Source organism: Nonomuraea coxensis DSM 45129 (assembly GCF_019397265.1).
Classification (GTDB): Bacteria; Actinomycetota; Actinomycetes; order Streptosporangiales; family Streptosporangiaceae; genus Nonomuraea; species Nonomuraea coxensis.
Window position 1 is genome coordinate 1,690,968 of record NZ_CP068985.1, and the last position, 13,833, is coordinate 1,704,800.

The following is a 13,833-nucleotide window of genomic DNA, read 5'->3' on the forward strand; positions in this document are numbered from 1 at the left end:
CCCACCCCCTTCCCCGACAGCGGCGTCAGCCACCTCCTGCCGCCACCCGGCGGGCTCAGCCGAGCAGCGCGGCGATCCTGGCGCGCACCTCCGGCGTGTCGAGCCCGCGCACGGTCAGCGTGGTACGGCGGCGCACGACGTCGTCGACGGTCGCCGCCCACTCGCGGTCGCGCGCGTAGACGGCCTGCGCCCAGATGTCCGGCCCTTCCGGGTGGATGCGCTCGCCGAGCGCCGGCTCCTCCCTGATGAGCCGGGCCAGGTCGAACGCGATCGACCCGTAGTGCGTGGCCAGGTGCCTGGCGACCAGCGGGTCCATGCGGGCGCCGCGCTCGCGGTCCGTCCACAGGCGCAGGGCGACCGCGTCGGGGCTGGCCAGGCCGGGCAGCGGCACGGCGGGCAGGATGTCGGCCAGGTCGTCGCCGAGCGGCCGGCCGGGCAGGTGGGCGAGGGTGTCGAGGACGGTGCGGCCGATGTGCCGGTAGGTCGTCCACTTGCCGCCCGCCACCGACAGCATGCCGCCCGCGCCGCGGGTCACCACGGTCTCGCGCTTGGCCGCCGTCACCTGGCCGGGGCCGCCGGGCAGCACGCGCAGGCCGGCGAAGGCGTAGGTGATGTCCTCGCGCCTGAGCTGCGTGTCACGCACGGCGTGGCCGGCCTCGTCGAGGATCTGCGTGAGGTCGGCCTCGGTGGGCCGCACGGCGGCGGGATCGCCCTCGTACGCCTCGTCGGTCGTGCCGAGCAGCAGGTGGCCCTCCCACGGGATGGCGAACGACACCCGGTACTTGTCGATCGGCGTGGTCAGCGCCGCCTTCCACGGCTCGTGCCGGCGCAGCACCAGGTGGGCGCCCTTGGACAGGCGGATGCTGGGGGCCGCGCCGGGATCCTCCATGCGCCGCAGGTGGTCCACCCAGGGGCCGGTGGCGTTGAGCACGAGGCGGGCGTTCACCCCGAACTCGGCGCCCTCCAGCCGGTCGCGCAGCTCGGCGCCGGTCACCGTGCCGCGGCTCTTGCGCAGGCCGACGACCTCGGCGTGGTTGAGCACGGTCGCGCCGGCGTCCACGGCCGCGCGTACGGTCATGACCGCGACGCGGCTGTCGTTCATCTGGTGGTCGCCGTAGACGGCGGCGGCGCGCAGCCCCTCGGCGCGCAGCGCGGGCACCTTGGCGAGGGCCTGGTGCGGCGTGATGACGCGGCCCATGCCGTCGCCGAACACCGACAGCGCCGAGTACAGGAACACCCCGGCGCCCAGCTTGGCCGCCCCGTGCGGGCCGCCCTTGTAGATCGGCACCAGGAACGTCAGCGGCTTGACCAGGTGGGGAGCGATGTCGGCGGCGAGGGCGCGGCGCTCGCGGTGGTTCTCGGCGACCAGCCGGACGTTGCCGGTCTGGAGGTAGCGCAGGCCGCCGTGGACCAGCTTGGACGAGGCGCTGGAGGTGGCTCCGGCGAAGTCGCCCGCGTCCACCATGGCCACCCGCAGCCCGGCCTGGGCGGCCATCCAGGTCACGGACGTGCCGAGGATGCCGCCGCCGATGACGAGCAGGTCGTAGGTGGTGGTGGACAGCTCCTCCCTGGTCTCCGCGCGGTCGGTCCCCGTACTGATCATCATTGCTGGAACTCCTGCTCATCGACCCAGTCGAGGGTGCGGGCCACGGCCTTGCGCCAGTTGCGGTATTCGCGCTCGCGGGCCGCCTCGCCGATCTCCGGCCGCCACTCGGCCGCCTTGTGCCAGTTGGCGCGCAGGCTGTCGAGGTCGGGCCAGTAGCCGGTGGCGAGGCCGGCCGCGTACGCCGCGCCGAGCGCGGTGGTCTCGGCCACCATGGGCCGGATCACCGGCACCGCCAGCACGTCGGCGAGCGTCTGCATGAGCAGGTTGTCGGCGGTCATGCCGCCGTCGGCGCGCAGCGTGGTGAGCCCGAGCCCGGCGTCGGCGTTCATCGCGTCGACGACCTCGCGGGTCTGCCAGGCGGTGGCCTCCAGGACGGCCCGCGCGAGGTGCCCCTTGGTGACGAACCCGGTCAGCCCCGCGATCACGCCGCGCGCGTCGGAGCGCCAGTGCGGCGCGAACAGCCCCGAGAACGCCGGGACGAAGTAGCAGCCGCCGTTGTCGGGGACGGTCTTCGCCAGCGTCTCGATCTCGGCGGCGCTGGAGATGAGGCCGAGGTTGTCGCGCAGCCACTGCACCAGCGAGCCGGTGACCGCGATGGCGCCCTCCAGCGCGTACGTGGCCGGGGTGTCGCCGATCTGGTAGCCGACGGTGGTGAGCAGGCCGTTACGGGAGACGACCGGCCGGTCGCCGGTGTTCATGAGCAGGAAGCTGCCCGAGCCGTAGGTGCTCTTGGTCTCGCCGGGGTCGAAGCAGGTCTGGCCGAACAGCGCCGCCTGCTGGTCGCCGAGCGCGGCGGCCACCGGGACACCGTCGCCGGTGCGGCCGTAGACCTCGGCGGACGGGCGGATCTCCGGCAGCATGGCGCGCGGCACGCCCATGGCGGCCAGCAGGTCGTCGTCCCAGGCCAGCGTGTGGATGTTCATGAGCATCGTACGGCTGGCGTTGGTGACGTCGGTGACGTGGCGGCCGGTGAGGTTCCACAGCAGCCAGCTGTCCATGGTGCCGAACAGCACCTCGCCGCGTTCGGCCCGCTCGCGCAGCCCCGGGTGCTCGTCGAGCAGCCAGCGGATCTTCGGCCCGGAGAAGTAGGTGGCGAGCGGCAGCCCGGCCCGTTCCTTGAACAGGGCCTCGTGCTCGGCCAGCGCGTGCGTCAGCGGGGCGGTGCGGGTGTCCTGCCAGACGATCGCCAGGCAGACGGGCCGGCCGGTGTCGCGCTCCCACAGCACGGTGGTCTCGCGCTGGTTGGTGATGCCGAGCGCGGCGATCTCGCCGTCGACGCCGCCGACGGCCTCGGCGAGGACAAGCTGGACCGACTCCCAGATCTCCGCCGCGTCGTGCTCGACCCAGCCGGGCCTCGGGAAGATCTGGCGGTGCTCGCGCTGGGCGACGGAGATGATGTTGCCGGTCCGGTCGAAGACGATGCACCGGCTGGACGTGGTGCCCTGGTCGATGGCGGCGATGTAGGTCGGTCGAGGCACTGTGCGGTTCCTCGCTGGCTCGGGGTTCGACAATGTCGAACGACATGGGGAATGGTATGCGGTCTCTCCGGAAGCGTTCAACCGGTCGGGCTCAACGGGCCAGGTCGCGGGTGATCGCGCGGGCGGCGTCCCTGACGTACGAGACGAACTCCATGCGCGGCCCGCCCTCCGGGGCCAGCCGCTCCAGGGCGCCCCTGATGCCGATGGCGCCGACGACGACGCCCCGGGAGTCCTTGATGGGCGCGGCCACGGCCACCTCGCCCTCGGTCAGCTCCTCCATCTCGGCCGCCCAGCCGCGGGCGCGGACCAGCTCCAGCTCCGCCTCCAGCCGCCCGGGATCGGTGATCGTCGCCCTGGTGAGCGCGGGCAGCGGCGCGGCGGCCGGCTCGCCGTACGGGTCGTGGGCGAGCAGCACCTTGCCGAGCGCGCTGGCGTGCACCGGCAGGTACGTGCCGACCTGGAGCGTCTGCATGCTGTCGTCGGGCCGGAAGACGTGGTGGATCACCAGGACGTGGCCCTCGTGCAGCGTGCCGATCCAGGCGCTCTCCCTGCTCCGCCCGGCCAGCGCGTCGGCCCAGTTGATGGCCCGCGCGCGCAGCTCGTTGACGTCGAGGTAGCTGCTGCCGAGGTGGAGCAGCGTGGCGCCGAGACGGTACTTGCCCGTGGCGGGGTCCTGCTCGACGAAGCCGACCCTGACCAGGGTGCGCAGGATGCCGTGCAGCGTGCCCTTCGGCAGGCCGAGCCCCCGGGCCAGCTCGGCCACCCCGAGCTGGCGGGGGCCGGAGGCCAGCAGCCGCAGGATCGCGGCCGCCCGCTCGACCGACTGGATCGTCTCTCCCACGTTCGGCACTGTAGCGCAGGGGTGTTCGACATCGCCGAACACGGATCGCCCTGCCGACGGCCGGCCCGCCTGGCTCTACAATTTGCGCAAGCGGTAAGCATTCTCGCAGCGGACGCTCAGCGGACCTGCAGGCGCCGCCACCCTCACGCGCACCGGGACCCCCGTCCCGGCGACCGCGCGTGCCCCCGAGGGACGAGGAGACAGATGGACTCACCCGCCCGCGTCGCGGGAACCGTGCGGCCGGGCGGCCGGACCGCGCGGGTCCGCGCGGCCGTGCTCCAGGCCACCCAGGACGAGCTGGTCGAGCACGGCTTCCACGGCCTGACCATGGACCAGGTGGCGATCCGGGCCGGCGTGGGCAAGACCACGCTCTACCGGCGCTGGGGGAGCCCCGCCGGCCTGGTCACCGATCTCATGGTCGAGCTGGCCGAACAGTCCTCGCCGCACGCCGACACCGGCTCGATCGAGGGCGACCTGCGCGCCAACGCCCTGGCCGTGGCCGAGGCGCTCAACGACGGGCGGCTCGGGGCCACGTTCCAGGCGATGATCGCCGCCGCCACCTGCGACGAGCAGGCGGCCGCGGCGCTGCGCGCGTTCTACCTGCGGCGCATCGAGGAATGGGCGGGCGTGGTGGAGCTCGCGGTGGGGCGCGGCGAGCTGCCGCCCGGCACGGACGCCATGGAGGTGATCCGGGCGGTCTCGGCCCCGCTCTACTACCGGCTCGTCGTCACCCGCGAGCCGGTCACCCCGGAGGACGCCGAGCGGTCCGTGCGCCGCGCGCTCGCCGCCGCGAAGGCGGGCGCGTTCGTCCCGTAGCCGGTGCGGCGGGGCCAGACGGAGCCGTACCACCAGAAGATCCCGCCCATCACGACCAGCCCGCCCCCGGTGGCCAGCTTGGCCATGAGATCGACGGGCGGGCCGGTGAAGGGGAGCTGCCCGCGGCGGTGACCCCAGGGGCAGTCGTTCCGCACCCGGGTGGAGTCGATGAGGGTGTCCGGCTGGTGCTCGGTGACCTGGTACGCCTCGATCTCGGCGCTGCTGCCCTTGCCGACCGGCACCTGCCGTACGACGCTCTTGCGGGCCGGGATCGAGCCGCTGGCCACGCTGACCGCGTCGGACTTCAGGTCGAAGCGGACCGCCTGCCGGGTCTGGTTGCGCAGCGTCACCTCCGCCCGCCCCGAGCGGCAGCCGACGTCGTCCACGGTCATCGTGAACGCGTCACCCGGATCGGGCGTCCCCGGCCAGGCCCACGCGGCCGACGCGGGAACGAACAGCGCGGCGCCCACCGGCAGGGCGGCCAAGGCCAGACGGGTACCGATGCGCATGAGCTCCCCCCAAGGTCCGCACGTCGTGATCATTGCTACCCGAAGTGTCTTGATGAACACGAAAAGTAACATGAGCCCTCTAGGGCAGCGCGAACCCCCCCACACCCTTCATGATGGAGGTATGGCGGAAGCGATCTACGTCGGCGGGTTGTTGGTGGCGACGCCGCTCCTCGACGACCCCAACTTCCGGCGTAGCGTCGTGCTGATCCTCGAACACGACCGCGACGGGGGCACCCTCGGCGTCGTGCTCAACCGGCCCAGCGACATCTCGGTGACCCAGGTGCTCCCGGTCTGGGACCCGCTGGTCACCGGGCCTTCGGTGCTCTTCGAGGGCGGGCCGGTGCAGACCGACAGCGCGCTGGCGCTGGCGGCGGTGCCGAGTGGGCAGGAGCCCCTCGGCTGGCGCAGGCTGCACGCCGGCACGCCCGCGGTGTCCCGGCTCGGCACGGTCGACCTCGACGCCCCGCCCGAGATCCTCCAGGGCGAGATCGCCCAGATGCGGATCTTCGCCGGTTACGCCGGCTGGTCCTCCGGCCAGCTGGAGAGCGAGATCGCCGAAGGCGCCTGGTACGTCGTCGACTCCGAGGTGGGCGACACCTTCCACGCCGACCCGGGGTCGCTGTGGCGGCACGTGCTGCGGCGGCAGCCGGGCGAGCTGGCCTTCGTCGCCACCTGCCCGGACGACCCCTCGATGAACTGACAGCCCCTTCGGACCGGCCGCTCAGGTGTCCCAGCCGGGCCGCAGGGACCGCTCGGCCAGCTCGATGCTCTCGGCCATCCGGCCGGTGATCTCGGGCAGGCCCCCATCCCTGCGCGGGCACTCGAAGCCCACCCGCACCGTGGACATCGCGAAGGCCACGATCAGGTGGGAGAGCTGGTCCTCGTCGGCCCTGACGCCGCGCCGGGCGGCCACCACCTCGGCGAGGCGGCGCTCGATCTCCGTGCCCCGCGCCACCGACTGGCCGACCAGGCGCGGGTTCTCGTCCAGGACCCGGCGCAGCTTGAGGAAGCGCTCGTGCTCCTGCGGCGTCGCGTCCTCGATGTCGGCCACCATGGCGCGCAGGGCGTGCATGAGCGCGGTGAACGGCGGCTCGTCCGGTGGCCGGTCCGCCATCGCCTCCAGCACGATCTCCTCGCCGTGGTCGTGGAACCACAGCACCAGATGGTCCTTGCTGGTGAAGTAGCGGAAGAACGTGCGCGGGGACACCTCGACGGCACCCGCGATCTGCTCGACGGTGGTCGACTCGTATCCTTGTTCGAGGAAAAGGTCGAGCGCCGCGTCGAGGATCGCCAGGCGCGTCTTCTCCTTCTTGCGTTCGCGGAGACCCACTGCCGTCACTCCCTCGAAACTTTCCTGTCACAGTGTGACAGAAGTCATCCGCTGCCGATTGAAAGTCATTTGTCAGTCGTCATCGCCTGCCATAGATTACCTGAGGCTTAAGAGAGTTCCGCCCTGTTGAGGGGCGAATGTGAAACTAGGGGGCTTCATGGCGAACGCGAAGGCGGTGGACGCACCGTCCTCGCCCGAGGTGGCGAAGACGGGGGCCGGGGGGAATCCGTGGCTCGTGCTGCTGGCGGTCAGCCTGGGCGTGATCATGGTGATGCTGGACGGCACGGTCGTCGGCATCGCCAACCCGGTGATCCAGGTCGACCTCAAGGCGTCGCTGTCCGACCTGCAATGGGTGACCAGCGGCTATCTGCTGGCCCTGGCGGTCTTCCTGATCACCGCGGGCAAGCTCGGCGACCTGTTCGGGCACAAGCGGGTCTTCCTCATCGGTGTGGCCGGATTCGCCGTCACGTCGGTCGGCATCGGACTCAGCGCCGAACTGGCCGACATCATTCCCGGCATCACGCCGGTCGGCGCGCTGATCGGGCTGCGCGTGCTCCAGGGCCTGTTCGGTGCGCTGCTCCAGCCCGCCGCGCTGGCGCTGCTGCGCGCCGCGTTCCCGGGGGAGAAGCTCAACCAGGCCATGGGCGCGTGGGGTGCGATCATCGGCCTGTCCAGCGCCGCCGGCCCGATCGTCGGCGGCGTGCTGGTCGAGAAGGTGAGCTGGGAGTCGGTCTTCTTCATCAACGCCCCCGTCGGCGTCATCGCGCTGATCCTCGGCATCGCGCTGATCAAGGACAGCCGGGCCAAGACGTTCGCGCGCATCGACTGGCTGGGCGTGCTGCTGCTGTCCGGCGCCATGTTCGCGCTGGTGTGGACCATCATCAAGGCCCCCGAGTGGGGCTGGGGCGACACCACCACGCTGGGCTTCCTCGCCGGCTTCGTGGCGCTGATCGGGGCGTTCGTCCTCTGGCAGCACCTGCTCAAGCAGCGCGGCGGCCAGCCGCTGGTGCCGCTGTCGCTGTTCGCCAACCGGTCCATCTCCATCGGCACGTTCCTGATGATGATGGTGGCCTTCGCCATGTTCGGCGCCATGTTCTTCCTGGGCTTCTTCTTCCAGGGCGTGCACGGGCTGACGCCGCTGGAGGCCGGTCTGCGCATGCTGCCGATGAGCGCCGGCATGATCGTCGCCTCGCCGCTCGCCGGCTTCGCGATCGGCAGGCTGGGGCCGAAGGTCACGATGGCCGGCGGCCTGCTCGTCACCGCCGGCGCCATGTTCCTCATGTCCCGGCTCGGCATCGACGCCTCGTTCGTCGACACCGCGATCCCGTTCGTGCTGCTGGCCTTCGGCCTGTCGCCGGTGTTCGTGGGCGCCACCGAGATCATCGTGGGCAACGCCCCGCTCGACCTGAGCGGCGTCGCGGGCGGCCTGCAGCAGTCGGCCATGCAGGTCGGCGGCGCGCTCGGCACCGCGATCCTCGGCGCCGTCATGGCCGGTGAGATCTCCGACAGGCTGCCCGGCTACCTCGGGCCGGCGGCCCAGATGATGTCGCCCGAGCAGATGGCGGGCCTTGAGGCGGCCGCCGCGTTCGGCATCGCGCCGGGCGGGCTGCCCGAGGTGGTCACGAGCGCCGTCCACAACTCGTTCATGGACGGCATGCACCTCGCCTTCATCGTGAGCACCTGCGTCGCGGTGCTGACCGCGGCCCTCACGCTGTTCGTGAAGGCCGGCCGCAAGACCGAGGGCGCTCCCGTGCACGTGGGCTGATCGCCGCCTTCCCCGACGGCCTCCGCCCCACGGCGGGGGCCGTCGGGCTGTCCGGGGCGGCCACGGGTCGCGGGCGGGCATAAACTCGATGGGGTGAGCACGAAGATCCTTCCAGAGCAGGAAACCACGCCCCGGACGTCGCACGGCGACGGCGATCACGAGCGGTTCGCCCACTACGCGGACAAGCACAAGATCACCGAGAGCATGGTCACCGGCACGCCCATCCGCGCCCTGTGCGGCAAGGTCTGGGTGCCCAGCCGCGACCCCAAGAAATACCCGGTGTGCCCGGAGTGCAAGGAGATCTACCAGGGCCTCCCCTCGGGCGGCGGCGGCGACCAGGGCGGCGACAAGCAGTAAGCGCCGCGCTGTGGTCAGGACCTCTGACCGGCCCTGACCGCGTACGGGGGACCGGATGGTCCGGCGGGCGACCGCCGTCCCGTCGGCATGCGCACGGTCACGCCGCGGAAAGGTAAACGGTGCGACAAATTACGATGTGCAGGTGACAGCACCAAAAGCACTCGACGCCCCCCACCAACCCCCGAGGCTCTTCGGCGCCGACTACCGCGTCGCCACCTTCGGCATCCTGCTCGTCGTCACCCTCGTCGCGTTCGAGGGGATGTCGGTCGGGGTCGTCATGCCGGACGTCGCCCGCGACCTCGACGCCCTCGACCTCTACGGGCTGAGCTTCTCCGCCTTCCTGGTCTCCAGCCTGTTCGCGAACGTGGTGGCCGGGCTCTTCGCGGACCGGCGGGGCTTCGCGGCGCCGTTCGTGGTGGGGCTGGCGCTGTTCGTGACCGGCATGGCGCTGGCGGGCGCGGCGAACACGTCGGTGCTGTTCCTCGCGGCCCGGGCCGTGCAGGGGCTGGGGGCCGGAGCCTCGTTCGTGGCGCTGCTGGTGATGATCGCGCGGGTCTACCCGGTCGACATGCGGCCCAAGGCGTTCGCGGCGGTCTCGGCCGCCTGGGTCGTGCCGTCCATGGTCGGCCCCGCCATCGCCGGCTCCGTGGCCGGCCAGTGGGGCTGGCGGTACGTCTTCTACGGCATCATCCCGCTGGTCGTGCCCGCGCTGCTCATGCTGCTCCCGTCGCTGAAGCGCTCGGCCGCCGCCGAGGAACTGCCCGACGGGCCGCGTTCGCGCCCGCTCGCCATGACGCTGGCCGCGGCGGCCGCCGCGTGCGGCGCCGGCGTGCTGCTGCACGGCGTCGACCGGCTGCATCAAGCACCCGTCGCCGGCGCCGTGGAGACCGTCGTGGGGCTCGCGTTCCTGCTGTACGGCCTCTACCGGCTGCTGCCCTCCGGGGCGCTGCGCTTCGCCCGCGGGCTGCCCACGACCGTGCTCATGCGCGGCTTCCTGTCGGCCGCCTTCTTCGGCGTCAACTCCTTCATCCCGCTCGCGCTGCAGGAAGTGAAGGGGTTCGGCGTCAGGGAGGCGGGGATCGCGCTCACCACGGGGGCGCTCGGCTGGTCGGCGGGGTCGTACCTGCAGAGCCGCCAGGCCGGGGAGCCGCACCTGCGGATCAGGTTCGCGACGTCCTGCGTCACCGTGGGCGTGCTGCTGGCACTGCTCGCCGTCCTGCCCGGGGTGACCGGCTGGGTCGCGGTGCCGGCCTGGATCGTGGCCGGGCTCGGCATGGGGGTCGGCATGGCCACGGTCAGCGTCACCACGCTCAAGCAGTCGCCGGAGAACGAGCAGGGCGCCAACTCGGCGGCGCTCAACGTCACCGACATGCTGGGGTCGGCGCTCGCCATCGGGGCCGGGGGCGCGCTGGTCAACCTGATCGGGCACGCGCCGGACCAGATCGCCACCGGGTTCGTGGTCATCTGCCTCCTCATGGCGGTGGTCGGAGGGAGCGGGGCCGTACTCGCCGGTCGCATGAGGTGAATTCCGCCCCTCCCGTCCCAGCGATCACGGATCGCCTGATCTCCGTCGCTAGGAGTGATAGGACAGCGGGCGAGGAGGTGTCATGGAGGATGATCACCGAGTCTGGCCGCCCCTCCCGCCGGGGGCCAGGCACCGCCGCAGTCCTCCGCCGGACGGCGAGCAGGAGCCCGCTCCCCCCGGGGAGCCCGTGGTACGCCGGCGCGGGCATCCGCTGGACCTGGAGCCGGGGGAGACCGAAGAGCTCGACGAGCCCTGGAACCCGCGCATCCGGCGCACCGCTCCCCGCGCCGCCCAGCCCCGGTCGGGCCGGGCCCCGTACCCGGACGCGACGGCCGCGTCCAGCGCCTCCAGGGGCGACGGCGGGGATGCCGACGACGAGGAGAACGGCTGGGGGGCCTTAGGAGGCCGCGGGACTGTGCGTGGGGGTGCCTCCGAGGAGGCCGAGGCCGAGGACGGGGACGGCGGGCTTGACCGGCTGGGGCGGCGGCGTGGCCTTGAGCGCGATGCCGCGCGCAGCCTGAGACGCCCCTACGACCGGGGCTTCGGCCGTGACGAGCCACCCGCGCTCGACCCCGTTCCGGACTCCGGCCCGGACCTGGGCTGGAGCGCCGCCTCCGACTGGGCGCGGAACGGCGCCCGGGACGACGTCCGGAACCCTGATCCCTATGACGACCCGGACGCCGAGTTCTGGGCTGAGTCGCCGTCGTACCGGACGGCGGTCGCCGAGCCGTCGCCGTTCCCGCCGATCCCGTCCCCGGCTTCCAGGGAGAACTCCAGGGACGCCCTGCCGCCTTCCGCCCGCCTCTACGGCACCCCCGCCGCCCCGGGCGCGCGGGCGGCGGAGGCAGGCGTACGGCGCCGCTGGGCGTTCGCGCTGGCGGTGCTCCTGACCGCCGCGACGGTCGTGACGGTGGCGATCGCCGTGGCGCCGCGCCTCGTCGCGCCGGAGCCCGGGCGGCCCGCCGCCGGGACGGGCAGGCTGAGCGACGGCCTGGCCGGGGTGGCCGCCACCCTGCCGGAAGGCTGGTACGTGGCCCCGGTGCCCCCGGTGTCCGGCTTCACGTCGGTGGCCAGGGACGGGGCCGGGGGCCTGGTGATGGCCCGTCCGCTCCCCGAACCCGTCGCCGACGCGGGGAAGGCCACGGCCGAGGCCGCCGAGCTGTACGGCCGGCTGCTCCTCAAGGGCGACCGCGTCAAGGTCGTCGAGGACCGGCGGATCCCCGGCGGGCACACGCGGGCGTTGCGGGCGGAGTACCGTGACGTGGTCAACCGGCCCGCCTACCTGAGGGTGATGCTTCTCACCCGGGGCGAGCGGAGCGTGCTGCTGCTCGGCCTGCTGCAACCCGAGCAAACCGCACGCAGACAGGCTCTCGACACGGTGCTGACGAGCCTCCGATAAGCCGCATAGCACGTGAGGACGACCTTGGCCAGAATCCACGGCTCACGGCACGTCTTGTCAGTGGGCCCGATTACTCTTGGGTCACTGTGAGAGAGCGAAGCACACGAACCCCAGAGGTGATGCGGTGAGCACCTTCGCCGCGTCCCACCTGTCGCCTTCCTATCCCGACCGGGCCGCGTGGGGCACCGCTCCCAAGCTGCGCGCCTGGCAGCAGGAGGCGTTCGACCTCTACTTCAGGCGCGAGCCGCGTGACTTCCTCACCGTGGCGACGCCGGGCGCGGGCAAGACGACCTACGCCCTGCGCATCGCCAGCGAGCTCCTGTCCCGCGGGGTGATCAGGGCCGTCACCGTCGTCACCCCGACCGAGCACCTCAAGCGCCAGTGGGCCGACGCCGCCGGGCGGGTCGGCATCGGCATCGACCCCGAGTTCAAGAACAGCCAGGGCACCACGTCGCGTGACTACACGGGCGTCGCGGTGACGTACGCGCAGGTCGCGATGCATCCGGCGCTGCACAGGGCGCGCACCGAGGCCCGCAAGACGATGGTCATCTTCGACGAGATCCACCACGCCGGCGACGCCAAGTCGTGGGGCGACGGGGTGCGCGAGGCGTTCGAGCCGGCCGCGCGCCGCCTCCAGCTCACCGGCACCCCGTTCCGTTCCGACGACAACCCGATCCCGTTCGTCGGCTACGAGGAGGACGCCGAGGGCTTCAAGCGCAGCGTCGCCGACTACTCCTACGGCTACGGTCCCGCTCTCGACGACGGCGTCGTCCGCCCGGTGATCTTCCTCGCCTACAGCGGCGAGATGAAGTGGCGCACGCGGGCCGGCGACGAGCTGGCCGCCACGCTCGGCACCCCGCTCACGAAGGACCAGCTCTCCCAGGCGTGGCGGGCCGCGCTCGACCCCAAGGGCGACTGGATCCGCCAGGTCATGCACGCCGCCGACCGGCGGCTGACCGAGGTGCGCCGGGGCGTGACCGACGCGGGCGGCCTGGTGATCGCCACCGACCACGAGACGGCCCGCGCCTACGCCCGCCACCTGCGCGACATCACCGGCGAGGGCGCCACCGTGGTCCTCTCCGACGATCCCGGCGCCTCGAAGAAGATCAAGCAGTTCGCGGCGTCGCAGGACCGGTGGCTGGTCGCCGTCCGCATGGTCTCCGAAGGCGTCGACATCCCGCGCCTGTGCGTGGGCGTCTACGCGACCTCCACCTCCACGCCGCTCTTCTTCGCGCAGGCGGTCGGGCGGTTCGTCCGTGCCCGCAAGCGCGGTGAGACGGCCTCGGTCTTCCTTCCCTCGGTGCCCACGCTCATGGGGCTGGCCAACGAGATGGAGGTCGAGCGCGACCACGTGCTCAACAAACGGCCTCCGGAGGACGGGCTCGACGACTCGCTGCTGGAGCAGGCCAACCGCAAGCAGGACAATCCTGACGTTCTGGGCGATGAGCTGCCGTTCGAGACGATGGAGACCTCGGCCACGTTCGACCGGGTGCTCTTCGACGGCGGCGAGTTCGGCACCGGGGCCGAGATCGGCTCCGCCGAGGAGGAGGACTTCCTCGGCCTGCCCGGCCTCCTGGAGCCCGACCAGGTGGCCACCCTGCTCCGCAAACGCCAGTCCGACCAGCAGGCCGCCAAGCGCAAGCAGGCGTCCGCCGAGCCGGCCGCCCAGGCCCTCGCCCCGCACGAGCAGGTCGCCGAGCTGCGCCGCGAGCTCAACGGCCTCGTCGGCGCCTGGAACCACCGCACCGGCCAGCCGCACGGCGTCATCCACGCCGAGCTGCGCCGCGTCTGCGGGGGTCAGCGGTAGCGGTCGCGGCCGAGGCGGTGGGTCATGATGCGGCAGATCCCGGGGCGGCGTTCGCGGGTCCCGTCCGGGTGGTGGACGACCTCCGTCGTGGCGACCGGGCCGTGGGGCCACTCGGCGTAGCCGCGGCGGCGGTACAACCGCTGCGCGTCGTGGTTGTCCAGGTCCACGCCGAGGGCGACGCGGTCGTGGCCCTCGGCGAGCAGCCGGTCCTCGGCCGCCCACAGCAGCTCGGTCCCGATGCCCTGGTTGCGGCGTGGCGCGGCCACCTCCAGGTGGGTGAGCAGCGCCACGCCGGGTAAGTGGGCGCGCAGCTCGGGCTCCTCGGCGGGCGCCAGCCACACGTACACGGCCGCCGGGTGGAGTTCTTCTGGTGATCCTGGCACGCGATCCTTCCGCCGTC

13 protein-coding genes are annotated in these 13,833 nt (G+C 72.5%); 7 read left to right on the forward strand and 6 right to left on the reverse strand.

What is annotated here, in order from left to right:
• Window positions 1–55: 55 nt before the first annotated feature.
• The 3 genes from Nocox_RS08230 to Nocox_RS08240 form a co-directional block, all read right to left on the reverse strand.
• Complete coding sequence (locus Nocox_RS08230; RefSeq protein WP_020546653.1) at window positions 56–1,606, reverse strand: glycerol-3-phosphate dehydrogenase/oxidase; 1,551 nt, start codon at window positions 1,604–1,606, stop codon at window positions 56–58.
• Window positions 1,603–3,084 carry a glycerol kinase GlpK gene (glpK, locus tag Nocox_RS08235; RefSeq protein ID WP_020546652.1) on the reverse strand — a complete coding sequence of 494 codons (1,482 nt, stop codon included), beginning with the start codon at window positions 3,082–3,084 and terminating at the stop codon, window positions 1,603–1,605. Before glpK ends, Nocox_RS08230 begins: the two co-directional genes overlap by 4 nt.
• Before the next feature lie 91 nt (window positions 3,085–3,175).
• On the reverse strand, window positions 3,176–3,925 hold the full coding sequence (locus tag Nocox_RS08240) for an IclR family transcriptional regulator (RefSeq protein WP_033410977.1): 750 nt from the start codon (window positions 3,923–3,925) through the stop codon (window positions 3,176–3,178).
• A 204-nt stretch (window positions 3,926–4,129) separates the two neighbouring features.
• Between Nocox_RS08240 and Nocox_RS08245 the strand changes: the two genes are divergently transcribed.
• Entirely contained in the window at window positions 4,130–4,741 is a 612-nt protein-coding gene (locus tag Nocox_RS08245) for a TetR/AcrR family transcriptional regulator (protein WP_020546650.1), read from the forward strand.
• Here Nocox_RS08245 and Nocox_RS08250 read toward each other — a convergent pair.
• Window positions 4,639–5,250 (reverse strand): hypothetical protein, encoded by a 612-nt coding sequence (locus Nocox_RS08250; protein ID WP_020546649.1) that lies wholly within the window; start codon window positions 5,248–5,250, stop codon window positions 4,639–4,641. The genes Nocox_RS08245 and Nocox_RS08250 overlap by 103 nt on opposite strands.
• A 121-nt stretch (window positions 5,251–5,371) precedes the next feature.
• On the opposite strand from Nocox_RS08250, the gene Nocox_RS08255 reads away from it, so the two are divergent.
• Window positions 5,372–5,950, forward strand: a complete 579-nt coding sequence (locus Nocox_RS08255; RefSeq protein ID WP_020546648.1) for a YqgE/AlgH family protein — start codon at window positions 5,372–5,374, stop codon at window positions 5,948–5,950.
• 21 nt (window positions 5,951–5,971) lie between these two features.
• On the opposite strand, the gene Nocox_RS08260 is transcribed toward Nocox_RS08255, so the two are convergent.
• The gene (locus Nocox_RS08260; RefSeq protein ID WP_020546647.1) at window positions 5,972–6,580 is read right to left on the reverse strand and encodes a TetR/AcrR family transcriptional regulator; all 609 of its coding nucleotides are present in this window, start codon (window positions 6,578–6,580) and stop codon (window positions 5,972–5,974) included.
• A gap of 157 nt (window positions 6,581–6,737) precedes the next feature.
• Between Nocox_RS08260 and Nocox_RS08265 the strand changes: the two genes are divergently transcribed.
• From Nocox_RS08265 to Nocox_RS08285, 5 genes are all read left to right on the forward strand, one after another.
• A complete protein-coding gene (locus Nocox_RS08265; protein ID WP_020546646.1) occupies window positions 6,738–8,345 on the forward strand; it encodes an MFS transporter in 1,608 nt (535 codons plus the stop codon).
• Between the two features lie 93 nt (window positions 8,346–8,438).
• Window positions 8,439–8,702: a DUF3039 domain-containing protein gene (locus Nocox_RS08270; protein ID WP_020546645.1), complete on the forward strand. Its 264-nt coding sequence runs from the start codon at window positions 8,439–8,441 to the stop codon at window positions 8,700–8,702.
• 142 nt (window positions 8,703–8,844) lie between these two features.
• Window positions 8,845–10,227: an MFS transporter gene (locus tag Nocox_RS08275; protein WP_157383404.1), complete on the forward strand. Its 1,383-nt coding sequence runs from the start codon at window positions 8,845–8,847 to the stop codon at window positions 10,225–10,227.
• A gap of 82 nt (window positions 10,228–10,309) precedes the next feature.
• A complete protein-coding gene (locus Nocox_RS08280; RefSeq protein WP_157383403.1) occupies window positions 10,310–11,626 on the forward strand; it encodes a hypothetical protein in 1,317 nt (438 codons plus the stop codon).
• A 124-nt stretch (window positions 11,627–11,750) separates the two neighbouring features.
• Window positions 11,751–13,433, forward strand: coding sequence for a DEAD/DEAH box helicase (locus tag Nocox_RS08285; protein ID WP_219495586.1), 1,683 nt, complete (start codon window positions 11,751–11,753; stop codon window positions 13,431–13,433).
• Here Nocox_RS08285 and Nocox_RS08290 read toward each other — a convergent pair.
• Entirely contained in the window at window positions 13,424–13,816 is a 393-nt protein-coding gene (locus Nocox_RS08290; protein WP_211212810.1) for a GNAT family N-acetyltransferase, read from the reverse strand. The genes Nocox_RS08285 and Nocox_RS08290 overlap by 10 nt on opposite strands.
• Window positions 13,817–13,833 lie beyond the last annotated feature (17 nt).

Excerpts from the sequence above, each read along its gene's own strand:
- Nocox_RS08230 (WP_020546653.1), bottom strand. The coding sequence starts at position 1,606 with ATGATGATCAGTACGGGGACCGACCGCGCGGAGACCAGGGAGGAGCTG.
- Nocox_RS08245 (WP_020546650.1), top strand. The coding sequence starts at position 4,130 with ATGGACTCACCCGCCCGCGTCGCGGGAACCGTGCGGCCGGGCGGCCGG.
- Nocox_RS08250 (WP_020546649.1), bottom strand. The coding sequence starts at position 5,250 with ATGCGCATCGGTACCCGTCTGGCCTTGGCCGCCCTGCCGGTGGGCGCC.
- Nocox_RS08255 (WP_020546648.1), top strand. The coding sequence starts at position 5,372 with ATGGCGGAAGCGATCTACGTCGGCGGGTTGTTGGTGGCGACGCCGCTC.
- Nocox_RS08265 (WP_020546646.1), top strand. The coding sequence starts at position 6,738 with ATGGCGAACGCGAAGGCGGTGGACGCACCGTCCTCGCCCGAGGTGGCG.
- Nocox_RS08280 (WP_157383403.1), top strand. The coding sequence starts at position 10,310 with ATGGAGGATGATCACCGAGTCTGGCCGCCCCTCCCGCCGGGGGCCAGG.